Annotated in this window: 30 protein-coding genes and 1 tRNA gene; 15 read left to right on the forward strand and 16 right to left on the reverse strand. The window is 56.2% G+C overall.

Annotated features, from left to right (window positions below; all coding sequences use genetic code 11):
- Window positions 1-10: 10 nt before the first annotated feature.
- The 13 genes from rpmI (at window position 11) to RBR25_RS03890 (ending at window position 9650) form a co-directional block, all read left to right on the forward strand.
- Window positions 11-208 (forward strand): 50S ribosomal protein L35, encoded by a 198-nt coding sequence (gene rpmI, locus RBR25_RS03830; RefSeq protein WP_432818206.1) that lies wholly within the window; start codon window positions 11-13, stop codon window positions 206-208.
- A gap of 110 nt (window positions 209-318) precedes the next feature.
- A complete protein-coding gene (gene rplT / locus RBR25_RS03835) occupies window positions 319-672 on the forward strand; it encodes a 50S ribosomal protein L20 (RefSeq protein WP_432818207.1) in 354 nt (117 codons plus the stop codon).
- Between the two features lie 117 nt (window positions 673-789).
- Window positions 790-1806, forward strand: a complete 1017-nt coding sequence (gene pheS / locus RBR25_RS03840) for a phenylalanine--tRNA ligase subunit alpha (RefSeq protein ID WP_432818208.1) — start codon at window positions 790-792, stop codon at window positions 1804-1806.
- A 57-nt stretch (window positions 1807-1863) separates the two neighbouring features.
- The gene (gene pheT, locus RBR25_RS03845) at window positions 1864-4269 is read left to right on the forward strand and encodes a phenylalanine--tRNA ligase subunit beta (protein WP_432818209.1); all 2406 of its coding nucleotides are present in this window, start codon (window positions 1864-1866) and stop codon (window positions 4267-4269) included.
- An 84-nt stretch (window positions 4270-4353) separates the two neighbouring features.
- Entirely contained in the window at window positions 4354-4635 is a 282-nt protein-coding gene (locus RBR25_RS03850; RefSeq protein WP_432818210.1) for an integration host factor subunit alpha, read from the forward strand.
- 18 nt (window positions 4636-4653) lie between these two features.
- Window positions 4654-5025 (forward strand): MerR family transcriptional regulator, encoded by a 372-nt coding sequence (locus RBR25_RS03855; protein WP_432818211.1) that lies wholly within the window; start codon window positions 4654-4656, stop codon window positions 5023-5025.
- Window positions 5026-5046: 21 nt separating this feature from the next.
- On the forward strand, window positions 5047-5826 hold the full coding sequence (surE, locus tag RBR25_RS03860) for a 5'/3'-nucleotidase SurE (RefSeq protein WP_432818212.1): 780 nt from the start codon (window positions 5047-5049) through the stop codon (window positions 5824-5826).
- Window positions 5823-6476: a protein-L-isoaspartate(D-aspartate) O-methyltransferase gene (locus tag RBR25_RS03865; protein WP_432818213.1), complete on the forward strand. Its 654-nt coding sequence runs from the start codon at window positions 5823-5825 to the stop codon at window positions 6474-6476. Before surE ends, RBR25_RS03865 begins: the two co-directional genes overlap by 4 nt.
- Before the next feature lie 5 nt (window positions 6477-6481).
- Complete coding sequence (locus RBR25_RS03870; RefSeq protein ID WP_432818214.1) at window positions 6482-7075, forward strand: YqaA family protein; 594 nt, start codon at window positions 6482-6484, stop codon at window positions 7073-7075.
- A 105-nt stretch (window positions 7076-7180) separates the two neighbouring features.
- Window positions 7181-7909, forward strand: a complete 729-nt coding sequence (locus tag RBR25_RS03875) for a peptidoglycan DD-metalloendopeptidase family protein (protein WP_432818215.1) — start codon at window positions 7181-7183, stop codon at window positions 7907-7909.
- Window positions 7910-7973: 64 nt separating this feature from the next.
- On the forward strand, window positions 7974-8954 hold the full coding sequence (locus RBR25_RS03880; protein WP_432818216.1) for a sigma-70 family RNA polymerase sigma factor: 981 nt from the start codon (window positions 7974-7976) through the stop codon (window positions 8952-8954).
- 6 nt (window positions 8955-8960) lie between these two features.
- Window positions 8961-9515, forward strand: coding sequence for an adenine phosphoribosyltransferase (locus RBR25_RS03885; RefSeq protein ID WP_432818217.1), 555 nt, complete (start codon window positions 8961-8963; stop codon window positions 9513-9515).
- 58 nt (window positions 9516-9573) lie between these two features.
- A tRNA-Arg gene (locus RBR25_RS03890) sits at window positions 9574-9650 on the forward strand.
- A gap of 459 nt (window positions 9651-10109) precedes the next feature.
- Here the strand turns inward: RBR25_RS03890 and RBR25_RS03895 are convergent.
- The 16 genes from RBR25_RS03895 to RBR25_RS03970 all read right to left on the reverse strand — a co-directional run bounded on the left by RBR25_RS03895 (window position 10110) and on the right by RBR25_RS03970 (window position 20728).
- Window positions 10110-11534 (reverse strand): hypothetical protein, encoded by a 1425-nt coding sequence (locus RBR25_RS03895; protein ID WP_432818218.1) that lies wholly within the window; start codon window positions 11532-11534, stop codon window positions 10110-10112.
- A 250-nt stretch (window positions 11535-11784) separates the two neighbouring features.
- Window positions 11785-13404: a DNA primase family protein gene (locus RBR25_RS03900; protein ID WP_432818219.1), complete on the reverse strand. Its 1620-nt coding sequence runs from the start codon at window positions 13402-13404 to the stop codon at window positions 11785-11787.
- Window positions 13394-13831, reverse strand: a complete 438-nt coding sequence (locus tag RBR25_RS03905) for a hypothetical protein (RefSeq protein ID WP_432818220.1) — start codon at window positions 13829-13831, stop codon at window positions 13394-13396. The genes RBR25_RS03900 and RBR25_RS03905 overlap by 11 nt, the downstream gene beginning before the upstream one ends.
- 245 nt (window positions 13832-14076) lie before the next feature.
- Window positions 14077-14277 carry a hypothetical protein gene (locus tag RBR25_RS03910; RefSeq protein WP_432818221.1) on the reverse strand — a complete coding sequence of 67 codons (201 nt, stop codon included), beginning with the start codon at window positions 14275-14277 and terminating at the stop codon, window positions 14077-14079.
- Window positions 14267-14431 carry a hypothetical protein gene (locus tag RBR25_RS03915; protein ID WP_432818222.1) on the reverse strand — a complete coding sequence of 55 codons (165 nt, stop codon included), beginning with the start codon at window positions 14429-14431 and terminating at the stop codon, window positions 14267-14269. The genes RBR25_RS03910 and RBR25_RS03915 overlap by 11 nt, the downstream gene beginning before the upstream one ends.
- 80 nt (window positions 14432-14511) lie before the next feature.
- A complete protein-coding gene (locus RBR25_RS03920) occupies window positions 14512-15387 on the reverse strand; it encodes a hypothetical protein (protein ID WP_432818223.1) in 876 nt (291 codons plus the stop codon).
- Between the two features lie 15 nt (window positions 15388-15402).
- On the reverse strand, window positions 15403-15615 hold the full coding sequence (locus RBR25_RS03925) for a hypothetical protein (RefSeq protein WP_432818224.1): 213 nt from the start codon (window positions 15613-15615) through the stop codon (window positions 15403-15405).
- A gap of 173 nt (window positions 15616-15788) precedes the next feature.
- On the reverse strand, window positions 15789-15989 hold the full coding sequence (locus RBR25_RS03930; protein WP_432818225.1) for a helix-turn-helix transcriptional regulator: 201 nt from the start codon (window positions 15987-15989) through the stop codon (window positions 15789-15791).
- Window positions 15990-16455: 466 nt separating this feature from the next.
- Window positions 16456-17061 carry a hypothetical protein gene (locus RBR25_RS03935; protein ID WP_432818226.1) on the reverse strand — a complete coding sequence of 202 codons (606 nt, stop codon included), beginning with the start codon at window positions 17059-17061 and terminating at the stop codon, window positions 16456-16458.
- 96 nt (window positions 17062-17157) lie between these two features.
- The gene (locus tag RBR25_RS03940) at window positions 17158-17433 is read right to left on the reverse strand and encodes a hypothetical protein (RefSeq protein ID WP_432818227.1); all 276 of its coding nucleotides are present in this window, start codon (window positions 17431-17433) and stop codon (window positions 17158-17160) included.
- 104 nt (window positions 17434-17537) lie between these two features.
- A complete protein-coding gene (locus tag RBR25_RS03945) occupies window positions 17538-17813 on the reverse strand; it encodes a hypothetical protein (RefSeq protein ID WP_432818228.1) in 276 nt (91 codons plus the stop codon).
- 86 nt (window positions 17814-17899) lie between these two features.
- Window positions 17900-18187 carry a HigA family addiction module antitoxin gene (locus RBR25_RS03950; RefSeq protein WP_432818229.1) on the reverse strand — a complete coding sequence of 96 codons (288 nt, stop codon included), beginning with the start codon at window positions 18185-18187 and terminating at the stop codon, window positions 17900-17902.
- Window positions 18188-18202: 15 nt separating this feature from the next.
- A complete protein-coding gene (locus RBR25_RS03955; protein WP_432818230.1) occupies window positions 18203-18481 on the reverse strand; it encodes a type II toxin-antitoxin system RelE/ParE family toxin in 279 nt (92 codons plus the stop codon).
- Window positions 18482-18695: 214 nt separating this feature from the next.
- The gene (locus RBR25_RS03960) at window positions 18696-18992 is read right to left on the reverse strand and encodes a helix-turn-helix domain-containing protein (protein WP_432818231.1); all 297 of its coding nucleotides are present in this window, start codon (window positions 18990-18992) and stop codon (window positions 18696-18698) included.
- 121 nt (window positions 18993-19113) lie between these two features.
- Window positions 19114-19344 (reverse strand): hypothetical protein, encoded by a 231-nt coding sequence (locus RBR25_RS03965; protein WP_432818232.1) that lies wholly within the window; start codon window positions 19342-19344, stop codon window positions 19114-19116.
- A 130-nt stretch (window positions 19345-19474) separates the two neighbouring features.
- The gene (locus RBR25_RS03970; protein ID WP_432818233.1) at window positions 19475-20728 is read right to left on the reverse strand and encodes a tyrosine-type recombinase/integrase; all 1254 of its coding nucleotides are present in this window, start codon (window positions 20726-20728) and stop codon (window positions 19475-19477) included.
- A 393-nt stretch (window positions 20729-21121) separates the two neighbouring features.
- On the opposite strand from RBR25_RS03970, the gene RBR25_RS03975 reads away from it, so the two are divergent.
- On the forward strand, window positions 21122-21904 hold the full coding sequence (locus RBR25_RS03975; protein WP_432818234.1) for a secretin N-terminal domain-containing protein: 783 nt from the start codon (window positions 21122-21124) through the stop codon (window positions 21902-21904).
- 9 nt (window positions 21905-21913) lie between these two features.
- Complete coding sequence (locus RBR25_RS03980; RefSeq protein ID WP_432818235.1) at window positions 21914-22066, forward strand: thiamine-binding protein; 153 nt, start codon at window positions 21914-21916, stop codon at window positions 22064-22066.
- The last annotated feature ends 83 nt before the right edge of the window (window positions 22067-22149 follow it).

Below are 22149 nucleotides of genomic sequence, written 5' to 3' on the forward strand. Positions count from 1 at the left end.
AGATGGGGTCATGCCCAAGATCAAGACTAATCGGGGAGCCGCTAAGCGCTTCCGCAAGACCGGTGCCGGCAACATCCGGCGCAACAAGGCGTTCACCAGCCACATCCTGACCAAGAAGACCACCAAGCGTAAGCGGGAACTTCGTCAGGCGACGCTGGTGCACAAGGCTGATGCCGCCAACATCAGTCGTTTGATTCCGTATCTGTAAAAGGGACCAACCAGGATCGGCTCAAGTCCGTGAACTGAGGGGAAATAGTCTCCCCCTTCAGATCCGGCGGCGGCATTGCCGCTTAATCACAGCATTACAAGGAGAAAAACATGCCGAGAGTAAAACGTGGATTCAAAGCGAGACGCAGAAGAAACAAGGTTCTCAAGCTGGCCAAAGGGTATCGTGGCGCCAGGAGCAAATTGTTTCGCAGCGCGACGGAGGCCGTTGATCGGGCTCTGAACTATGCCTTTCGTGATCGGCGGGTCAAGAAGCGCGATTTCCGTGCGCTCTGGATCGCGCGGATCAACGCTGCAGCCCGGGAGAACGGCGTCTCTTACAGCCGTCTGGTTCATGGCCTGAAAAAGGCGGAGATCGGCCTCGATCGTAAGGTCCTCGCCCAGCTGGCGGTGACCGATCCGACTGGTTTCAGTGCGGTGGTTGCCCAAGCCAAAGCCCAGCTTTAAATCGAGCGGAAGCGAAAAGAGAGATGGGGGTGGCTCCATCTCTCTTTTTTTCTGAAAAACCGGCGATGGAGGCCCCGCGAGGCTTCCATCGTTTTTTATAACGGGATCGGGACGGTTATGAAGGAAAAGTTGCAGGCGATGTTGGACGAGGCGCGCCGCGCCGTGGAAGAGGCTGAAAGCGAAAAGCTTTTGCAGGAAGCGCGGATTGCCTACCTTGGCAAGAAGGGGGAGCTGACTTCGATCATGAAGAGTATGGGGGGGCTTCCCGCCGCCGAGCGACCGGTGATTGGCGCTTTAGCCAACGAGGTCAAGGAGCAGTTGGAAGCGCTCATCGAATCCCGCCTCGAAACGGTGCGGGCGCAGGATATCGAACGCCGCCTCAGGGAAGAGCGGATAGATGTCACCCTGCCGGGAAGGAAACGCTTTGCCGGATCTAAGCATCCCATCACCCTGGTGACCGAGGAGATCGTGGAGATCTTTTCGGCCCTCGGTTTCGGTGTCGCCGAAGGCCCCGAAGTGGAGAAGGATTTTTATAATTTCGAGGCGCTGAATATTCCCAAGGATCATCCCGCCCGAGACATGCAGGATACCTTCTACATTTCCGAGGATGTGGTGCTGCGCACGCATACCTCGCCAGTCCAGATCCGCACCATGCTCAAACAGCCGCCGCCGGTACGGGTTATTGCTCCCGGTACCGTCTACCGCCGCGATTCCGACATCACCCATTCTCCAATGTTTCATCAGATCGAGGGGTTTCTTGTCGATCGGCAAGTTTCTTTCGGTGATCTCAAAGGAATTCTTACGACCTTCATCAACCGCTTTTTCGGCGCCGGGGTCGGCGTGCGTTTTCGGCCTTCATTTTTCCCTTTTACCGAGCCGAGCGCCGAAGTCGACATCCAGTGCGTCATCTGCGGCGGCAAGGGCTGCCGAGTGTGCAAACAGTCCGGCTGGCTGGAGATTCTCGGCAGCGGTATGATTGATCCCGAAGTCTTCAAATCCGTACATTACGACCCCGAGATTTACAGTGGTTTCGCCTTCGGCATGGGCCTGGAGCGGGTCGCCATGCTCAAATACGGGGTGAACGATCTGCGACTCTTTTTCGAGAACGATATCCGTTTCTTACGCCAGTTCTAGAAAAGTTACCGTTGATACCTACGTTATCCTGGACCGGCTGATAAAGGACTTTAGGAAATGATCGTTACCTATAATTGGCTCAAAGAGTATGTCGATTTCGATTTCACCCCGGAAGAACTCGCCCATCGCCTGACCATGGCCGGATTAGAGGTCGATGCCCTGGAAAAGATGGGTGCCGGTCTCGACTCGGTGATTGTCGCCCGTCTCGCCAGTGTCGAGGCTCATCCCGAAGCGGACCGTCTGACCCTCTGTCAGGTGGAGACTGGTCAAGAAACCGTGCAGGTGGTCTGTGGTGCGAAGAACCACCGCACTGGGGATCTGGTGGCCTTGGCTCAGGTTGGTTCGATTCTACCCGGGGATTTCGCCATCAAGAAGTCGAAGATTCGCGGTGTCGTATCGATGGGGATGCTCTGTTCGGAAAAGGAGTTGGGCTTGTCCGAAGAATCGGCGGGGATCATCATTTTGCCCCCGGGTCTTCCTCTGGGACAACCGGTTTTCGAAGCTCTGGGCCTTAAGGATGTGCGCTTCGAACTGGGACTGACGCCGAACCGTCCCGACTGCCTGAGTGTTGTCGGCGTGGCCCGGGAAGTAGCCGCGATGGCAGGCCGTCCGCTTAAGCGCCCGGCTCCGCGGGTGATCGAGGAGGGATCTTCGATAGAAACGGCAACTTCCGTGACCATCGATGATCCGCAACGCTGCCCGCGTTATGCTGCCCGTCTCATCAAAGGAGTCAAGATCGGCCCCTCGCCGGAATGGATGATCCGCCGTCTTGAATCCGTCGGTATGCGCTCGATCAACAACGTGGTCGATGTCACCAATTTCGTGCTGCTGGAACTGGGCCATCCCCTGCATGCCTTCGATTTCAACCTCCTCAGGGAAGGGCGCATTGTTGTGAAATCAGCCGGGGAGGGGGAGGTGTTCACCACCCTCGACAGTCAGTCCAGGGAACTCAAGGCCGCCGACCTGACGATCTGTGACGGGCAGGGGGCCGTGGCCCTAGCCGGCATCATGGGTGGGGAGAATTCCGAGATCAAGTCGGAAACGACCGACGTTCTTCTGGAAAGCGCCTATTTTGATCCGACCACCATTCGCCGCACCAGCAAGCGTCTCGGGATTCATACGGAATCCTCTCACCGCTTTGAACGCGGTGCCGATGTCGACATGGTTCCCCTGGCTCTTGATCGGGCAGCCGCCCTGATTCAGGAACTGGCCGGAGGTACCGTCGCGCGCGGACGGATCGATGTTTATCCCCGGGTTTTGCCGAAAATCACTCTTCCTCTGGCGGTTGCTAGGGTAAATGCCGTTCTCGGACTGGAGCTTACGGCCGCGACCCTCAAGGAACTTCTTGAGGCCATCGGCTTTGTCGCCCGGATCGAGGGACATCAGGGGTTGCGCGTCGAGGTTCCTTCCTTCCGCCCGGATGTAGAGCGGGAGATCGACCTGATCGAAGAGATCGCCCGACTTAACGGTTACGACCGCATTCCTGTGACCATGCCGAACGGCACCCTGGTCAGCCATCAGACTTCCCCCCATCTTCAGCAGGTGCGGCGGGTGCGTGATTATCTCGTGGGGGCCGGTTTCTCTGAGATGATCAACTACTCCTTCATCGCTGAAAGCGCTTGGGATCGCATCGGTCTCACGAGCGATGATTCTCGGCGCAAGACGGTGAAAGTTCTCAACCCTCTCACCGAAGAGCAGGCGGTCATGCGTACGTCACTAGTACCCAGCGTGTTGACCAGCGTCGCCGGCAATCTCGCCTACCGCAACAGTGATCCCCGGCTCTTCGAGTTGCGACCGGTATTCCAAGTGGTGGATCATCAGGAACTTCCCCATGAGCCCCTGCGTCTGACCGTCGCTTTCTGTGGCCGGCGCGCGCCGGAAGGCTGGGCCCAGGAGCGTGACCAAGTCGATTTTTATGATCTCAAGGGGCTCGCCGAAGGGCTTCTCGGGCTCTTTGCGCTTCCCGAACCCACCTGGGATCCCCATTTTTGGGAGCCGTATCTGCATCCAGGAAAATCCTGCGCCCTACGTTGCGACGGTGCGCTCCTTGGCTCCCTGGGGGAGGTTCATCCTTCGGTGCTGCGGGAGTTCGATATCGATGAACCGGTTTATCTGCTCGATCTCGATCTGGCAACCCTCTTTCAGCAGGCCTTGGGGCATCCCGGTTTCCGGCCTCTTTCCCGTTATCCCGATGTCTATCGCGACAGCGCCTTCCTCGTTGACGAAGAGATCCCTGCCGCGCAGGTCTTTTCCGTTCTCGGCGAAATCAAAAATAAAAGCATCGAGGAAATTACGCTCTTTGACGTCTACCGTGGGGCGGGAGTCCCGGCGGGGAAGAAGAGTCTGGCCATTCGTGTGCGCTACCGTTCCCTTGAAAAAACCTTGACCGACGAGGAAATTCAGGGTATCCACGGCAAGCTTGTGCGTACCCTCGAGAAAAATCTCGGCGCTGAGATCCGCTGAAAAAAGCGGTTGCCTCGCCTCGGAGGCTGTGTTATAAAAGTCCGTAAATTCAAGGACCTGTGTAAATTTTTACGCGGAGGAGTTATGACCAAGGCGGATCTGATAGAAAACGTATACCTGAAAACCGGTTTCTCCAAGAAGGAATCCGCTGACATTGTCGAGATGGTATTCGACATCATGAAATCCAATCTTGAAGAGGGTGAAAAAATCAAGATTGCCGGTTTCGGCAACTTTGTCGTCAAAGAAAAAGCCACCCGTCGCGGTCGCAATCCGCAGACCGGGGATGAAATCGAAATTTCCTCGCGGCGCATTCTCACCTTCAAACCCAGCCAGGTACTCAAGGCTTCCATCAACAACGAGGGATAACATCATCAGCGTAACGCCATGAACGCCGAGATTCCCGACAAGTTGTACTTCAAAATTGGTGAAGTTGCCGAAATCACGGGGATCAAGGCGCATGTGTTGCGCTATTGGGAAGCCGAGTTTCCGGTCTTTTCCCCACAGAAAAGCCGATCCAATCAGCGTCTTTACCAGCGTCGTGACATCGAAACCGTCCTGCTGATCAAAGATCTTCTCCATCGTCAGCGTCTGACCATTGCCGGCGCTAAAAAAGTTCTGAATCGAAAGACCGCCGGGGGAGGGGAGGCTTCTCCCCCGGTCCAGTCCGCCAGAAACCGCCGGATCCTTGACGAAGTACGTCGTGATCTCGTTCGCTTGCGCGAATCACTGTCCAAGACCCCCGACGATATCCATTAGTCCTTTTTCTGCGAGGTACACTTGCGGATTCTCGTGACCAACGACGATGGGATTCATTCCCCCGGGATCCTTACCCTTGCCGAGCATCTTTCCGCGATCGGCGAGGTCACTGTCGTTGCCCCCGATCGGGAGCGCAGTGCTGTCGGGCATTCTCTGACCTTGCATTCCCCCCTGCGTGCCGAAGAGATTCGCCCCGGTTTTTTCGCCGTGGACGGTACACCCACCGACTGCGTTCACCTGGGTATTTACGGCCTGTTGGATAAACGTCCCGACCTTGTCGTTTCCGGTATCAACAAGGGGGGCAATCTGGGGGACGACATCACCTATTCCGGAACGGTGTCCGCCGCCATGGAAGCGACCCTGATGGGCGTACCTGCCTTCGCCGTCTCTCTTGCCGGGGATTCTTTCCGGTACGAGGATTTCCAGGGCGCCGCCACCTTTTCCGCCCGTCTGGCCGAAATCATGCAGCAGCAAACACTTCCCGCCGATACCTTTTTGAACGTCAACGTGCCTGTTCCTGATTATCGGGGAGTCTGGGTCACCCGTCAGGGAAAGCGGATCTACGAGGATGTCATTGTCGAGAAGCAGGATCCGCGCGGCCGGAAGTATTACTGGATCGGCGGGGGAGAAATGGGTTTTCACAATGTCGAAGGGACGGATTTTCACGCCATCGGCTCAGGTTTCGTCTCTATTACCCCATTGCACCTCGACCTGACCAACTACCGCTCGTTTCAGACGCTCGCTTCCTGGAATCTCGAAACGATGATCCCATCTGGCGGGGAAGGAGAAAAGGGGGCATGAGCGAATATTCCATTGCCCGGCGCAACATGGTCGAACGGCAGCTCAAGGCGCGAGGCATTAAAGACCCTCGGGTGCTTGCGGCCATGGCCCAGATCCCCCGCCATCTTTTTGTCGAAGAAGCCTTCGCCAGCCAAGCCTACGGTGATTTTCCCCTGCCGATCGGTGAAAAGCAGACGATCTCCCAGCCTTACATGGTCGGCCTCATGAGCGAGGCCCTGCAGTTGACCGGGACCGAAAAGGTTCTTGAAATCGGTACCGGTTCGGGCTATCAAGCCGCCGTTCTGGCCAAGCTCGCGAGCCGGGTCTTTTCCATCGAACGTATCCCGGCCCTAGCCCGACGTGCCCGACGCATCCTTGACAGCATCGGCTGCGGCTCGGTGAACATCAAGGTCACCGATGGTACTCTCGGATGGGAGGAAGAGGCGCCTTTTGACGCCATTGTCGTTACCGCCGGAGCGCCGAGCGTTCCCGATAGTTATCTTCGGCAACTGGCTGTAGGCGGCCGCCTGGTTATCCCCGTCGGCGACCTGGGGGTGCAGGTGCTCGAACGGATTACCCGCACTGGTGACAAGACTTTTAATGAGGAACACCTGGTTGATTGTCGCTTTGTTCCCCTCCTGGGCAAGCTTGGCTGGCGCGAGGAATTCTGAATTTCATGAAAATCGTTCGCCGTCTTTATGACTGGGTTCTGCATTGGGTGACAACCCCCTACGGAACCCTGGCCCTTTTTTGTCTTGCCTTTGCCGAAAGCTCCTTCTTCCCCATCCCTCCCGACGTCCTGCTGATTGCTCTGTGCATCGCCACACCGCGTCTCTCTTTTCGCTATGCTCTGCTGACCGCCATCGGCTCGGTTCTCGGGGGAATACTTGGCTACGGGATCGGTCACGGCCTCTGGGAAGCGGTTTCCGAACATTTTTTTCGCTATGTTCCTGGTTTCACTGAGGCGGTTTTTGCCAAGGTCCAGACCCTCTTCGCCACCTACGATTTCTGGACAGTCTTTACCGCCGGCTTTACCCCCATCCCCTATAAAGTGATCACCATCGGCGCCGGGGTGTTCGAGATCAATTTTCTTGTTTTTATCTTTGCCTCAATTATCGGTCGTAGCTTGCGTTTTTTTCTCGTCGCTGCTTTGATTTACCGTTATGGAGCGGCTGTGCGCGACTTCATCGAAAAATATTTCAATCTGCTCACCTTGGTCTTCATGCTCCTGCTCATTGGCGGATTTCTCATCATCAAGTACCTCTTCTGAGGTCCGTCGTGATCCCCTTATCACCTTCTTACATGACGTCCCGGCTTGACGATTGGCTTGCGCTTCCGCTACCTTGAAGTAAGACTTCGTCATTTCCGGAGATTCATGCCGATTCGAGCGTTCATCCTTGTCCTGATTCTTTTTTTTGTCGCCGGTTGTGCTTCCCGCAAGGGGGTGTATCACCAGGTCCGTCCGGGACAGACCCTGTATCGCATCAGCCAGACCTACGGCATTGATCCCGTTCGTCTGGCCCAGATCAACGGCGTTACGGACCCGACCCGCTTGCGGGTGGGAGAACGTCTCTATATTCCCGGTGCTTCCGATGCACGCCCGGTTCCGGCAACGGTCGCCAAGGCCGGAGCGGCGGGCGTAAAACCGAAATCTCAACCCCCCTCAGTTTCGCGCGCACATCATTCCCCAGCGGTAAAAACGACATCTGAGAAACTTCATAAACCTCCAACCAAGGGACTTTTCGCCTATCCCGTCAAGGGAAAAATCGTCAAATCATTTGGTGAACGGGCGGGAAAAATCAACCGTGGTGTGGAGTTTGCTGTTGCCCGTGGCGCCGCCATAAAGGCGGCGGCGGATGGAAAAGTGATTTACAGCGGCAAAGGCATCAAAGGCTATGGGCATCTCATTATCATCAAACATCGCAATTCGTACTATACCGTCTACGGATACAATGACCGGAACCTCGTCGGCAACGGCATCGACGTGGTGCGCGGCCAACGGATTGCCTTGTGCGGGGTTCCTCCCGGGGGTGGTCAGGCACGCCTGCATTTCGAGGTCCGCATCGGCAAGGAAGCGGTAAACCCTATTTTTTACTTGCCTTAATGGTCTCTCTTTCATAGACTTTCATGAATGTTAATGGCCTTTTCATGGCGGAGGCGCGACCGAAATGAACGACCAGTACAATTACGATGAGGAAGGGGAAGATAACTCTTCCGAAGAGTCCGAAATCGATCTGGTGGAACCGGAGAGCGAGGTAGAAGAGGAAGAAGAGGAGCCCGAGGAAAATGCCGAGACGCCCGAGGAAGAGCACTCGGATGATGCCATCAAGCTTTATCTGAAGGAAATCCAGAAAACCACGCTGCTCACCGCCGAAGATGAAAGGGAGCTGGCCGCCCGCATCAGCGAGGGGGATGAACAGGCACGTAACCGCATGATCGAAAGCAACTTGCGACTAGTTGTCAAGATTGCCAAGCGCTACATGAACCGCGGCTTGCCTTTTCTCGACCTGATTGAGGAGGGGAATCTTGGCCTGATCAAGGCGGTCGAACGCTTCAAGCTCAGCAAGGAATGCCGTTTTTCCACTTACGCCACCTGGTGGATCCGGCAATCCATCGAGCGCGCTTTGGTCAATCAGAGTCGGACCATCCGGTTGCCGGTACATGTCTCCGACGACATCAACAAACTGATCAAAATCAGTCGCGAACTGGTGCATAAATACGATCGCGAACCGCATGTGCATGAAGTAGCCGAGGCGATGGGAGTGGAAAACGCCTATGTCCGGCGACTGATGGTGCTGGTCAAAAAGACCTATTCCATCGAACATCCCATGGGAGACAACAACGATTACAGTCTCATGGATACCATTGAGGATCCGACGGCGATTGACCCCTCGGGGTTGATCGAGGATCTCGACAAATACGCCCTGGTCAGCCGCTGGCTCGACAGTTTGAGTGAAAACGAGCGGGAAATTCTCACCTTGCGCTTTGGTCTCGACGATCGCGAACCACAGACCCTGGATACCATTGGCCGCAGCTTCGGCGTGACTCGCGAAAGAATCCGTCAGATCGAAGCGAAGTGTCTGGAAAAACTGAAGAAAATTCGCCTTGACCACCAGGCCTCCGGGCGCCTGGCTTCGCCGGAAGCCTGAGGTTGCATGACCGTTGTCACACGTTCTCACGAAGGAATTGACCCTGTGGAAGACCTGAAGAAAGTCATTCGCGACATCCCCGATTTCCCGAAGAAGGGGATCATCTTCAAGGACATCACGACCCTCTTGGCGGATCCGAAGAGTTTTCACCGGATGATTGATCTGATCGCCCATCGGTATATCGGCGCCAAGATTGACCAGATCGTTGGCGTCGAAGCGCGCGGCTTCATTCTCGGCGCGGCTCTAGCCTACAAACTCGGCACCGGCATCACCCTTGTGCGCAAGCCGGGAAAACTTCCCTATAAAACCATCGGGAAAACCTATCAACTTGAATACGGTTTCGACACCCTGGAAATCCATGAGGATGCATTCAAACCCGGTGATCGGGTGGTGGTCGCCGATGACCTGCTGGCGACCGGCGGCACCATGGCCGCCGTTGTCGAACTGGTTCAGGATCTCGGAGCCGAAGTCGTTGAGTGCGCCTTCATGGCTGAACTCGAATTTCTCGAAGGCCGCAAACGCCTGCCGCAAGGCAAGGTTTTCAGCCTGCTCAAATTCTGAAAAGCCGCCCCTCAGGGTTGCAAATCCTCAGACGCTAGGTTATAAGTACCCCCTTTCCGGCCCCGTAGCTCAGCAGGATAGAGCAACCGCCTCCTAAGCGGTAGGTCGTGCGTTCGAATCGCGCCGGGGCCGCCATAAAATCAAGGACTTATGAATTTTGCTTTTTTGCAAAAACCCCGTGGGTAACACTGTGGGTAACAATTTTGAAAAATCGAGGTTTATGGTCCTTTAAAAAAAATGCATTTTGTGGGTAACAAAAATACCGGCGCCCGGTTATGGGTTCCGGTTTTTTTTGTCTGAAAAAATCCCGGCGCAGGTGGCAATGGTCAACGAGTTCGGCGCATCAATGCCGATGACCACGTTGATCTTCTTCCGGCGGCGGTGGTGTCGAAATCCGAGGCTCTGAGACGCTCCAGGTTCAACTTTTTCAAGTAGGGTAGGGCCGGACTATTCCCCGTTCGCCGGTGGTGACGTGCCCCTCCCGGCCATGCCGAAGGCCACGTTGATCTTCTTCCGGCGGATCGATGCCGAGGACCACGCCGATCTTCTTCCGGCGGCGGTTTTTTCTGTTTTTTTGGGATTGTTTCGGTGGGTTCAGTCGGTGGGAAGGGTGCGCCGGTCATGGACGACGGCGCCGGGGAAGATTTCTTTTATCATCAACACGGCTTCGGCTTCTTCGGGGGTTGCGCCTACCAGCTTTTTCAACTCCCGCGATGTTATCACGGCTTTACCGGGGAAGGTTTCGAGCAGTTCGGGCACGTCCAGGGCGTTTTCTGCCAGCAGATAGGCGCGGCCGCTTTTGGTTTGACCTTCGAAGACTTGGCCGGTGCGGATCGTTTCGGCGGCCGGGGCCGGTGCTGCCGGTTCGGCCGTTGCCGGTGCCGGTGGGGATGTTTTCGGGCGCAGGCCGGGCGGTAGTCCGGCGATGATCCAGGCGCGAACGTCGCCGCCGGTTTGGTGATATTCTCCCGGATCCTTGCCGCTCGGCACAGGCCAGCGCACAGATTGGGAAAAGGTCGTTGTCCACCATTGCGCCGCGTGTCCGCCGGGGTTTTCGATCTTGCCGGTCTTCGGGTTCTCCCTCGGCTCGAAATCCAGGGCCACGAGGATGCACAAGGACTTCCGCAGGATCGCGGCGGCGGTCTGCTTCGGGCGGGCGTTGCAGGTGCCGAGGGGCAACGCGGCGGCCACGTCGCCAGCCTGCCAGGCAATCAACAGCGCATCCAAGGCCGATTCCACCACAACACAGGCGGCGGTATGGTCGCCGATTATCAGCACATCATCCCCTGAGCCGGGAAGCCAGTAATAACGGGGTTCGCCTTCGGGTTGCCGGATTTGCAGCCGATGCACTCCAACTGCATCGAAGTAGGGAATGACAATCCCCTTGGGGATCCAAAGTTTTTTCGGCTTGCCGGTTTTTGTGCTGATCTCTTCCGGCAATCCCCAGGCGGATCGCGCCCGGTACAGGTCTTCAGGGTTCCAGCCGAGGCGAAACTTTTTGACCGCTTCGACGGACAGGCCACGGCTGGCCAGGTAATCCAGCTGTTCCCGGTTGCCGAGAAGCCGATGGTGGCACCATTCGACCATAGCGGCGGCCTTGCCTCTCCAGGTGTTCACCGGACCGGTGGCTTCGGCGGCCTGCCAGCTGGTGACGACGGGGCGCTTGATCTTGGGCGCGGTCAGGTCGGGCACATGGGCGGCGGCACGTACACGGTCGCGGGCCATGCGGCACTTGTCGCGAACCGGGCAGGTGGTTGACTCGCAGACTTTGCCGAGGGCTTCATGGGCCTCGGGGCAGGTCATGCCCTCGAACTTGCGCAGAAACTCGATTGCATCCCCGGCGCCGCAGTTTCGACACATCCAGCCGCCGATTTCCGGCCATACCACGAATCTATCGGACTTGGACGGGTCCGCTTGCGACGTGCCGCAGGCCGGGCAGGGGCCGTGCCATTCGCCGCCCTTGTTGCCGGAAACGCGACGAAGAGGCACATGCTTTTGTACCAGATCAAGCAAGTTCATAAACCGCGCTCCCCTCTTTTAAACTGATCAAGGATCGTTCGGCCCGACGAAGGCGAACGGGCGAAGAGTGACAATTTTTGTCTTGAAGGATATCCTTCAAAATGCATAAAATCCCTATATATAAACCCTTATCCTTTATTAACTTTACTAAGATTTATCCTTCAAAGGTTCAAAGTAATAAATAAAGATAATAATAATAAGGGCTTATAATTTGAATGATCGCTTTTGGATGGTTCGGCTATCCTTCGGATCATTCAAGAATATGGCGCAATTCAAGACCGATATACCGGACAGCTCCACCGGCGGCGCCTCGGTCCTTCTGATAGCCGCGGCGCGCCATTGAATCGCCGAAGCGTTTTTGACTCGGGGCCTTGTCGGAAATATTCGCTTGCCACCATTCTTTAAACGATACATAAGCGTTTTTGGCGGTGACGGTCGCATCGGCCGCTTCGATGCATCGCTCTTCGATCCAGGCGAAAAGATCATCTTCCGACTGCCGATATTCGGCCGTTGCTGCCAGGACGGACGGCGGCGGGTTCAATCCTTGTTTCTGCCATTCGAGACAACCGCGCACCAGCCATGCCAGGATGCCGGGGCCTTCCGCCAGCAGCCGTTCGGGTAGGCCCTTGTCTATTTTCCGTTCGTGCTCGGCTATCGGCCGTTCGACGTAGGACAGAGCGAATTCGACCAGATGCAGCCTTGACCAGAAAGCGAAGTCTTGCGCATCGGCTCGGGGCCGGTGGTTGGTCGCCAGGCACAGCAGGTGCGACGGCGCAAAGGTCGTTGGTTGCCGGTCGTGTGGACTTCGGCCGGTCAGGGTGTCGCCGCCGGACAGCCACTTGACGCGGGATGCCGAGAAGCGGCGCCCCTGGTCCGTTTCGCTGCAAAAGGCCAGGCGCAGACCGCGCAACGCCATCAAGTGCGGCGATGGTCCGGCCGGGTTGCTCGCTCGCCCCTGATCCAGCAGCAGTTCGGCCGGAACCGGCGAAGCCAGCGGACCGAGGACGGCGCTCAAGGTTTCAATCAGGGTGCCTTTGCCGTTGCGCCCGAAGCCGTAGAGGACGGCGAAAACGTGTTCACGGACGATGCCGGTGATGCCGTAGCCGAAGAGGCGCATCAGGTAATCGGCGCGGGCCTGATCGCCACTCATGATCTCGGGGATGAAGCCCTCCCATAGCGGACAGGGAGAGTTTTCGCCGGTGGCCAGATACTCCTCGACTCCCTCGGAGAAGGGAACCGGACAGGCCAGGGTCAGCAGGTCGTCGGGATCTCCCGGCCGTAGTAGGCCGGTGTGCAGATCGACCACGCCATTTTGACAGGCCAGCAGCCAGGGCTTGTTGTCCAGCTGATCGCCCGTGACAACCAGCGAATTTTCGCCACAGGTCGCTGCGAATATCAGGCAGTTTTCCCGTCCGCGGCGGGATCGTAACTTATTGACGCGGCGAATCCATTGGCCTTGCCGTCGTTGCAGGCGCTCGGCTTCATCCTCGTCGGTCGTTTCCGCCAACTGGCGGCCGATTGCGAGGATCTCTTTCAGATAAGATTGGGCCACGGCTTCGACGGCCGTTATGGATTCGCCGGTGGTGTCGCGTTGCCAGTGGTGCCCTTGCCAGGACAGCCATTCACCGGCGGACGCATCGAAGAGAAAGCGACCGCGATGCAGGCCCGCAAACAGGATGCCGTCGCCCAGCTCGTTGGCGTTGTAGCAGCTGCGGACGAATTCGGGATCGTCAGGGCCGCCCGGCGGTGTCTTGCGCTCCTCGGGTTGCTCCAGGTGCTTGGCCTCTTCGGCACGGCGGGCTTCGACGGCGGCGCGGATATCGACCACTTTTTTGGACGGTGGCGGTGGGGTGTTCGAGTCATTCGTCATCAGCAAATCCCCTTACATCGCCGAGGGTCAGACCGGACAGGCGACGGCGCCATAGATAAATCGTATCGTCGCCAACTCCAACAACTTTGGCGATTTCTCCGATGCTCACTTTTCCGCCGAGAAGGGCGGCGATTACCACGATTTCATGGGGATCCATGCGAACGTGGTAAAAGGCCTCGTTGCCACTTCCGGCGCGGAATTGTGAGCCGCAGGCGCTACAAAAGGTCTTTCTGAATCGGCGGTAGGTGCGCTGCATCGCGGGACTCAGCGTTGCCCGGCACTTCGGGCAACGCTCGCCGGACTCTCCCGGCCAAATTCGGTCAAAAAGCCAATCGGCGGCCTTTTTCCGGTCGATCATTTCCAATAAATCGCTTAGGGCGCGTTCCGTAAAAAGTTCAGTCAATCGGCCATTTTCCGACTGTTTCATGAACACCTCTTTATTCGTGGAAACTGCTTTTTCAGAGAAGAAACAACGGCTAAAATTCTATTCTTCCGCTGATAATTCGGATTTTTTGTGGACTCAGAAACCGGGGCCTTGGCTCCCTTGTTCGACCGACCCCCCGGAAGGACCCATGACGTTTTCGGGGTCGCTCGTGTCGGGCGCCTCGGCTCGGGTGTCGCCGATGAAGGCCACGGCGTTTTCGGTTTTTGCAATTTGATTTCTTGTTGGGTTCAGTTCCCCTCAGCGGTGGGGCAGGGGGGATTCTTCCCTTCGGTCTGCTTCTCGGCAAGTTCGGCGAGCTGCTGCTGTGCCCATTCGGCCTCACCTTGGGCCGTCGTCAGGGCCCGATCGATTACATCGCGGACCTTCTCCAGGGCCGCAACTTGACCGCGATAAAAAAACTTTTGGACTATCAACTGTTCAGGCGTCATGGGTTTCGTCTCCCTGTTGAGTCTGCGGGTCTGTGCCCGGTGCGGTTTTCGAAATGGTGATCTTCTCTTCGGCGGTGTCGATTTCGACGCAGGTTAGGCTGCTTGCGTCCACAACCTTGATGAGTTCCTTCAACTGTCGAACATTCAGTGCCATGGTGTTTGCTCCTCTTCAGAGGTAGGTTCCCCCGGGCGCCAATCGCCCGGGGGTGCCGCCGTCCAAGGTCCGCCGGCGGCTCAATCATGCTGTTCCCTCCGTCGGGCGATCCAGGACGTGCAGGGCTCGGCTCGGCGGTGGCGGGTGATGTACTCCTCCACGGCGGCGCCGATTTGGATTTTCGCCACGGCGGCGGCGCGAACCTCCTCCAGTGTCTTCGTTCGCTGGTTGACTATTTTTTTCGCGGCGGCGAGACGGCGCTCGGCGGCCTCGTCCATCTCCTCACCTCGATCAACTCGGACGACGGCCTCCCGCGCCGCCATCAGGCTATCGCGGGCGGCGTCGATCATGGCGCGGGCCGCTTCGGCGTCAAGCAACAACCGTTCTAGTTTTCCGCTGGTAAAATCCCACGGCACGGTAGCGCCGCGCTCCAGGCCGAGGACGGCCTCGGGGGATGCATCCGGCCGCCTCAGTACCGCCAGTCCGGCGGCCTCAGCCTCCTCGATGAGGGCCTCCTCCGCGACTTCGAGGAGATAAGTTTCTTCATCGAGTTCCTCCAGCGCTTTCCGCCGGGCGGGTCCGGCCGGGATGGTTTCGCCGGGGTCGGCGGCGTAATGCCTGCCGATGATCTCCTCTCCGACGGCCAGGAGCTGGTCACGGAGCAAAAACGCGAGAACCGCTGAAGGAGTCGCCAACCGAACCCGCCCGCCGATGGTTTCCGGGTTGCCCAGCAGAGAATCGGGCGCCAGGTCGGCGGCGGAACACGCGGACAGTGCGCGGGTGGCCACGTGTTGCCGCCCCGACTCCGCCAAACTCTCGATGGTAGATCGCCAGCGGGCCAGGCCATCGGCCTGGGGCACTAGCGCATATTCCGCATCGTTGCGACGTTGTTTGGCGGTCGCGATTTGCTCGCGGACGGTCTCGATTTTTTCGGTGATTTTTTTTTGTGTAGGCATGGTGGGTGGTGTCTCCTATTTTTTTTGGGGGTTGATGGTGCCGGGGGCAGGATCATCTCGCAGCTCCTCGGGCAGGTCGCCCTCATCGAGGGGTTTGATTTTTTTTAGAATTTCATCCAGGTCCGCGAATATGCGGCTGTCGGCGCGGATGTAATGGATCGTGTCGGTTTCGGCTGCAGCGGCGCGCAAAAGAACACGGGTCGGTATGGCGGTGCGGCGGATGCTCATGGGGCCTCCTCTCGTGGATGGTGTGGATGGGTGCCGGCCGCGGAGTCAGGCCAGATTCCCGCCGGCGCTCGGCTGTTATTTTCCCACTGCTGTGGGGGTGGACACCTGCCGAGTGGTCCACCGGCGCCATGCCTAGCGCCGCCTATCTGTGCACCATGGCCGGGCACACACTGTCAGTTGATCGCTTCGCGCCGGGCCGCCCATTCGAGAAGTTCGCGGGTGACGTAGCCGGTGCAGATGTCCGACACCTTCCGGCGCTTCGGCCAGGTCGGATCGGTCACTTCCCGGCGCAGACAGGTAGACCGGCTGTTTCCGGGTCCTAGGATTTTCGCGACGTCGGCAAGGCCCGTAAAAAAAGGTAATGGTTGGATCATTTTGGCCTCCATCTCTGGGTGGACACTCGACACGATTGGATGTACGCCTCGACTACCTCCGGGTCATACACTACCCGGCGGCCCAGGCGAATGAACGGAATGCCGACGCCCCGACACCGGTCATTTCGCAGTGTTTGCGCGGCACGGTTCGTGATTTTTGCAACCTGGTGCTCAGTCAGATACTTTTTCATTTTTTTATCTCCTCTCCTTTTTTTTCGTGTGCCGATTTTTTCAGCTTTTTCTTGCTGGAGCAAATACGTGTGGGACGCGTGGGACGTGTGGGAAATTTTTTTTGTCGGCAAGCAAAAAAAACAAAAAAACCACGGTACATGCCTTGACGTTGCGGCATATTCCGTGGTTTCGGTTTTAGCGTGAAGCTGTTGGTTCAAGCAACGCGCTTGAACCAAGTTATTAGCGATGTTTCTTAAATAATTAGGTCAAGCGGGGCGCTTGAACCAAAAAAACATTATGCAGGTCTTTTTATTCCTCGGCGCTTTATTGTCGATAATGAAATATCGAATTCTTTTGCAGCATGTTCAAGTGCTCTTGTAAAGCTCAAATCGTTTCTTCGCTGCATAAGATCGTTGACAAAATCCTGTATTTCTTCCCGATCCTGTTCAATCTTTTCTTCTGCTAATTTATTGTGTCCGCCAACAGCCTGCAACTTTAATCCAATTATGTGTGAATCTATCATGTGGCCAATAATTACAGATAATTCAAATTGGTTTTCTAATATGTCAAGAAAACTGAAAACTTCATCTATTACTATTCTATATTCTGAACGGCTATGTTTCTGTTTTCTAAGTCTATTAATTGCAGTCGAGACTAAATGGATATATCTCTTTGCAAGTATCAAGCGAAGTTCTGAATAAGGTATGTCTTCTTTTTGTAATTCCTTTCTAAGATCAAACTTTTTATCTTGGCAACATTTTATGTATATTTCTTCAATTTTCTCTTCGTCAACATTAAAATCACAAATATCTCTATCTATCCTTTTCCAAACTTTGCGCAGATTGTAGGCCAAAAGTTTCAAAATCCAATCGGCTTCATTGAAATCTTTCTTTTCCATCATGCGCTCCCTTCATGCGCCCCTTCAAAAACTGCCCGGCCAGCTGGTGAAGGGTTTACCAGCGTTCGGCGGCCAAACCTAGGCCGGGCATTTCACAATTTATTGATTGACTCGGCTGCCCTTGCTCGCTTCTTGTAACCGGTCTTGCATCGCTCGCAGATTGTCGGCAATATCGCGCAAGAAATAAATCATTCCGTTTTCGCCCTGGTCTGTCATCTCGGAAAATTTGACATCAGCGAGCAGATCAAGCTTTGACGACAACTGCGACAACTCTTCGCCGCTCGACCATGCCTCGCTTCTCAGTATTTCGGTAGCGTCCTTAGCGGCCTGTCCGTTGTCTTGCGCCTTTATTTCATGTACGTTTTCCTTTGCCATGGTCCGACCTCCTGTCAGGTGGGGTTGTGGTAGGCCCGGCCGGGTGTGTCCGCACTCGACCGGGCCGCTTTTATTGGCGACGGTTCCGACTTCCATTTCACAATTTATTGATGCTCTCGGCTGACCTTGCACGCTTCCTGAAGCTTATCGCCTAAAGCTTCCATCCTGTCGGCCAAGTTCTCTAAACAAAATACGAGTCCAGCTTCACCGTTAGACGACAAGTCCAAAAACTTGACATCCGACAACAAGTCAGCCGTAGAAGACAAGTGCCGCAATTCTTCTTGAACTTCCCAGGCCTTTTTCCTGAGCGCCTCTAATGCATCCATCGGGGCTTGCTCGTTGTCTTGCCACCTGATTTCCTGTACGTTGTCTTGTGCCATGGTCTTACCTCCTTGTCAGGTAGGGTTGTGGTAGGCCCGGCCGGGTGGTTGCAGCACTCGACCGGGCCGCTTTTGTTGGCGGCGGATCATGCCGCCATGGTCAGCTTTTCGACCTGGAGCGATTTCCTTTTTTTCTCGGCCTGCCAAAGGTCATACTGCATTTGCTGGGTCAACCAGCTTTCCGGTGACGTATCGAAGGCGATTGACAGCCGCAACGCCATTTCGGGACTAATCCCCGTTTTGCCGTTCAGAAGTTCCGAAAGCGCCTTGCGTGAAACCCCAAGCGCCTTGGCGGCGGCGGTGACGGTGATTCCCAGCGGTTCTAGGCAGAGTTCGCGGATGACTTCGCCGGGGTGGGGCGGGTTGTGCATCATGGCATTATCCTTTCGTCAGTGATAATCGAGATAATCAACGTCGCAAGCGTCTTGACCGTCGAAACGAAAAATCAACCGCCAATTTCCGCTTATACTTACCGACCAGAAACCGGCAAGGTCGCCGCTCATCGGATGCAGCCGCAGACCGGGAAGGTTCATATCTCGGGGTTCCCTTGAGGCGTCGAGACGGGCCAGAATCAACCGTAACCGGTTGGCCTGCTGTCCCTGGATTCCCGCCTTACGGCCGGTTTCGTAGAACTGCCGAAGGCCCTTGTGTCGAAAGCTGATTATCATTGCGAAAGTGTAACCCGTTAAGTGTCAAGTGTCAATATGGGGACGACGGACAAGCCGAGACCTTGACCGCCGGTTTAAAGTTCGCCGTCGCGTGCTGCTTGCAGGCCAAGAACTCCCCCTTGGCGATGGGCACACATAAAACCGCTTGGCATTTACAGCGGCGCCCTGCAGAAGTCAGAGCTTCACAACGATAAGGCCCCATGCTTGTCTCCCTTCATTGGTCCTGTGCCGTCAAAATCTTCAGCAGACCTTCGGGGTCGTTCTTCGCCGCGTTCAGCAGGACCAGCGCCGGGCCGTGCGGCTTGCGGTCGCCGCGCTCCCAATGGCGCAGGGTGGCAACGCTGATTCCGAAGGTCGCCGCGAACTGGTCTTGTGTTAGGCCGGTGCGCTTGCGGATCTCTTTCACGTCCACCTCCCGAGGGGTGAAAACGCGAACCTCGGTTTTCTCTCCCTTGCTGTGCGCTATGGCCTCTTCCAGGCCGCGCTTTATGCTCTCAAAAACCCCACTCATGATGTTCTCCTGTCAAGTTTCACTTTCGGAAAGTAATCACGTTGTCGGGCCGTTTCTTGTTGGCAAGAATCGCGTCCACCTTCCGCGCCCATGCCTCCAGGGCTTGCCGAGGTGGCCACGGTCAACGCTTCGGCGGATCCATCCCGAGGGCCGCGTCTATGGTTTCACGGGCGGCGGCCCACTCCAGCAGCTCGGCGGTGACATACGCCGTCACGTTACTTGACACCCGCCGCCGGCGGGGCCATGTCGGGTCCGCCTTCTCGCGCAGCAAGCAGGTAGACCGGCTATTGCCGGGGCCGAGGATCTTCGACACGCCGCACAGGGGCGTGAAATAGGGATAGGTCTGGTTCATGTGGCCTCCTAATCGAGTTCGGCGCGTCCATGCCGAGGACCGGGTTGATTTTCTCCGGCCGCGCCGGTGGTGACGTGCTCATCTAAGATATAATCCTTTTGATTACATCAAGGCCGGTGTTTTCGGTTTCTCATTTTCGGAAGGTAATCACGTTGTCGGGCCGTTTCTTGTTGGCAAGGATCGCGTCCAGCTTCCGCGCCCATGCCTCCAGGGCCTGCCGCTTTTCCTTGTCATACCGATAACGGTTATAAATGCTCGTGACTCCCGGCCGGGTATGGTTGAGAACCGCGCCGATGATCTCGTCAGAAAATCCAAGTTCGGCCAAATGGGTGGCGCCGGTGCGGCGCAGGTCATGCGGCGTAAACTTTTCAATGGTCAGCACTTGCGGCTTCGTTTCGCTCTTGTGTTTGACCGGCGCCAGTAGACGCCGGGCCGCCTTGGATAAAGCGTTGGTTTCCATCGGAAACGGCTCTTTGATACTGAAGCCGCAACGGGGATTAGGAAAAAGGTAGTCTCTGGCGGCTTCCGGTTGAAACAGGGACCGAGCCAGGGGCGTTAAATAAACGCGATGCTCTTTCTTGTTTTTCGAGCGTTCCGCCGGGATCGTCCACCATTCGCCGTCAAACTCGCTCGAATGGGCGCCGATCACTTCGCCGGGCCGCTGCATGGTCACAAGGACCAGCTTCATCGCCCGCGTCATCGGTTCACTTATCGGCGCGTCGTCTCGATCCAGTGCCGCCCATAGTGCCCTGATTTCTTCGTCATTCAAAAAACGGTCGTTTCGAACTTCGGGGAAGGGTAGCTTAACGCCGGTGCAAGGGCTGTATTCCAGCAGATCGCGCTCTATGGCAAAATTGAACATCCGCCGGATGATTTTAAAAAGCTGGTTGGTCTGATTTTTAGCGCCCCGTTCGGCGACTTTTTCCAGCAGAAGAACCACGTCCCGCTTTTTGATATCCTTGACCTTACGCTTCCCCCATACCGGCGAAACGTCTTTTTCAAGATTTCTTTGATACTCCCGCCAGGTGCGGTTCCCTTTTGCCTGTAATCCGCGTTCGATAAATTCATCTATCAATATTCGAACGGTCGGCGCTCGGCGTTCCACTTCGGCGGCCGCTTTTTCAAGGTCTCTCGGATCAATATTTTGTTCAATCAGGGCCAATGCCTTGGAATGGGCCACATGAGCTTGTGCAAGACTCATGGCCGGGTATTCCCCAAGGGTCAATCGCCGAAGTTTCAAATCACCTTGCCGATAAAGAACAATCCACGTTTTTTTACCGGTGGTGCCGACACGCAGACCGAAGCCCTTTAAGCCGTCTTCGAAAACCTCGAACCGTTTTTCTGTCGTCTTGATCGACTTGATAACCCTATCGGTGAATCTCATAGTAGGCCCCCAGGCACGGCGCGGGTAACACGCGGGTAACATCTTTTTCGGGTGGGTGTTGCAAACCTAACTCACTTTGATTCTGTGGGTAACATGTGGGTAACATTCTTTGCGGGATAAGAAGAAGTAACATGAATCAAAGATACATAGAAATAAGCGTATTGTCAAAGGAATTAAGCAGTTAGTGAAGTATGGTGAAGTACCGAAAAACGCCAAAAATCATTACTCCTAAGCGGTAGGTCGTGCGTTCGAATCGCGCCGGGGCCGCCATAAAATCAACAGGTTACGGATTCTAGTCCGTGGCCTGTTTTTGCTTGGGCTGACATTCGGGTATACTTACAAGGTGGTTTTTTCTTATTTTTCAGATGAGTCACCGGCTGTTGGGAGTAACCCATGAATTATGACCGGTTTATTTTGGCTTTGGTTCTGCTTCTGCTTCTTTCTCAAGGGATTTGGGCCGCAAGTGGCGAAGTGCGGATCATTGAACTCAAGCATCGTCAGGCCGAGGATCTTCTCGCGGTCCTTGAGCCCCTAATGGGGAGTTCCGGTGCGGTGAGCGCCCTGGATAACCGGCTGATTTTGCGGGCACCGTCCAAGGATCTGGCGGCGCTGGAAAAGGTTGTCGCGCATCTCGATACGCCTCGCACCATGCTGCGCATCGCGGTGCGTCAGGAAAAGTCGAGCGCTGCCATCGGGACGGGGGGCGGAACCCTCCTTTCGACGACCCCCAGCAGAGTTGACAGGAAAGATGGGTGGCGAACTCTGGGCAATAGTCGCCGACGGACGGAACAGTTCGTGCAAGTGCTGGATGGCGAAACGGCCCTGATCGAGGTCGGGCAACGGCTCCCGTATACCCGCATCCGCGCCTATGTCGGCGGTCGTCGGCGCGGCATGGTGGAGGTCACTGACTTTCAGGATCTCGCGAGCGGTTTCCTGGTGCGTCCGACCGTGCAAGGGGAGGGTGTTGTGCTGGATATTTCCCCCTATCAGGCGACGCCGACCAATGCCGGAGGCGTCGATTTTTCGCACATTGTTACCCGGGTTGACGTCCCCTTTGACGAATGGGTTGATCTCGGCGGTCATCTTGAAGGTGTTTCCGCCGGGAATTCAGAAGACGCCGTGCTTCATGCCGTTGGCGACAGCCGTCGGCATCTGTGGATCAAAATCACTCATTGAGGAGGTTGTATGGCGGTAGTGGAAGTGAGTGTCACGCCCTTGGGCACGTACGGAGCCGGGGTGTCGTCATTTGTCGCCGGTTGTCTGCGCCTAGTTGAGCAAAGTGGTCTCCATTATCAGTTGATGCAATCGCGAAAAAAGCTCACGCGGCTTGAGGCATGAGCCAACCAATTCGGTTGTTGCCGGGCCGAAAGGCCTCGGCAAAATGTCGTAGATATCCCCGCAGCGGTCTTAATGGCTCTTTG

Source organism: Trichloromonas sp. (assembly GCF_034006665.1).
Classification (GTDB): Bacteria; Desulfobacterota; Desulfuromonadia; order Desulfuromonadales; family Trichloromonadaceae; genus Trichloromonas.

Coding starts and splice junctions, on each gene's coding strand:
- RBR25_RS03905 (WP_432818220.1), bottom strand. CDS start 13,831: ATGAAACAGTCGGAAAATGGCCGATTGACTGAACTTTTTACGGAACGC.
- RBR25_RS03935 (WP_432818226.1), bottom strand. CDS start 17,061: ATGATGGAAAAGAAAGATTTCAATGAAGCCGATTGGATTTTGAAACTT.
- RBR25_RS03850 (WP_432818210.1), top strand. CDS start 4,354: ATGACCAAGGCGGATCTGATAGAAAACGTATACCTGAAAACCGGTTTC.
- RBR25_RS03900 (WP_432818219.1), bottom strand. CDS start 13,404: ATGACGAATGACTCGAACACCCCACCGCCACCGTCCAAAAAAGTGGTC.
- rplT (WP_432818207.1), top strand. CDS start 319: ATGCCGAGAGTAAAACGTGGATTCAAAGCGAGACGCAGAAGAAACAAG.
- RBR25_RS03875 (WP_432818215.1), top strand. CDS start 7,181: ATGCCGATTCGAGCGTTCATCCTTGTCCTGATTCTTTTTTTTGTCGCC.
- RBR25_RS03970 (WP_432818233.1), bottom strand. CDS start 20,728: ATGAGATTCACCGATAGGGTTATCAAGTCGATCAAGACGACAGAAAAA.
- RBR25_RS03880 (WP_432818216.1), top strand. CDS start 7,974: ATGAACGACCAGTACAATTACGATGAGGAAGGGGAAGATAACTCTTCC.
- RBR25_RS03960 (WP_432818231.1), bottom strand. CDS start 18,992: ATGAGTGGGGTTTTTGAGAGCATAAAGCGCGGCCTGGAAGAGGCCATA.
- RBR25_RS03925 (WP_432818224.1), bottom strand. CDS start 15,615: ATGAGCATCCGCCGCACCGCCATACCGACCCGTGTTCTTTTGCGCGCC.
- RBR25_RS03855 (WP_432818211.1), top strand. CDS start 4,654: ATGAACGCCGAGATTCCCGACAAGTTGTACTTCAAAATTGGTGAAGTT.
- RBR25_RS03920 (WP_432818223.1), bottom strand. CDS start 15,387: ATGCCTACACAAAAAAAAATCACCGAAAAAATCGAGACCGTCCGCGAG.
- RBR25_RS03870 (WP_432818214.1), top strand. CDS start 6,482: ATGAAAATCGTTCGCCGTCTTTATGACTGGGTTCTGCATTGGGTGACA.
- RBR25_RS03915 (WP_432818222.1), bottom strand. CDS start 14,431: ATGGCACTGAATGTTCGACAGTTGAAGGAACTCATCAAGGTTGTGGAC.
- pheS (WP_432818208.1), top strand. CDS start 790: ATGAAGGAAAAGTTGCAGGCGATGTTGGACGAGGCGCGCCGCGCCGTG.
- RBR25_RS03955 (WP_432818230.1), bottom strand. CDS start 18,481: ATGATAATCAGCTTTCGACACAAGGGCCTTCGGCAGTTCTACGAAACC.
- RBR25_RS03980 (WP_432818235.1), top strand. CDS start 21,914: ATGGCGGTAGTGGAAGTGAGTGTCACGCCCTTGGGCACGTACGGAGCC.
- RBR25_RS03930 (WP_432818225.1), bottom strand. CDS start 15,989: ATGATCCAACCATTACCTTTTTTTACGGGCCTTGCCGACGTCGCGAAA.
- RBR25_RS03910 (WP_432818221.1), bottom strand. CDS start 14,277: ATGACGCCTGAACAGTTGATAGTCCAAAAGTTTTTTTATCGCGGTCAA.
- RBR25_RS03945 (WP_432818228.1), bottom strand. CDS start 17,813: ATGGCACAAGACAACGTACAGGAAATCAGGTGGCAAGACAACGAGCAA.
- RBR25_RS03965 (WP_432818232.1), bottom strand. CDS start 19,344: ATGAACCAGACCTATCCCTATTTCACGCCCCTGTGCGGCGTGTCGAAG.
- RBR25_RS03975 (WP_432818234.1), top strand. CDS start 21,122: ATGAATTATGACCGGTTTATTTTGGCTTTGGTTCTGCTTCTGCTTCTT.
- pheT (WP_432818209.1), top strand. CDS start 1,864: ATGATCGTTACCTATAATTGGCTCAAAGAGTATGTCGATTTCGATTTC.
- RBR25_RS03895 (WP_432818218.1), bottom strand. CDS start 11,534: ATGAACTTGCTTGATCTGGTACAAAAGCATGTGCCTCTTCGTCGCGTT.
- RBR25_RS03940 (WP_432818227.1), bottom strand. CDS start 17,433: ATGGCAAAGGAAAACGTACATGAAATAAAGGCGCAAGACAACGGACAG.
- rpmI (WP_432818206.1), top strand. CDS start 11: ATGCCCAAGATCAAGACTAATCGGGGAGCCGCTAAGCGCTTCCGCAAG.
- RBR25_RS03865 (WP_432818213.1), top strand. CDS start 5,823: ATGAGCGAATATTCCATTGCCCGGCGCAACATGGTCGAACGGCAGCTC.
- RBR25_RS03950 (WP_432818229.1), bottom strand. CDS start 18,187: ATGATGCACAACCCGCCCCACCCCGGCGAAGTCATCCGCGAACTCTGC.
- RBR25_RS03885 (WP_432818217.1), top strand. CDS start 8,961: ATGACCGTTGTCACACGTTCTCACGAAGGAATTGACCCTGTGGAAGAC.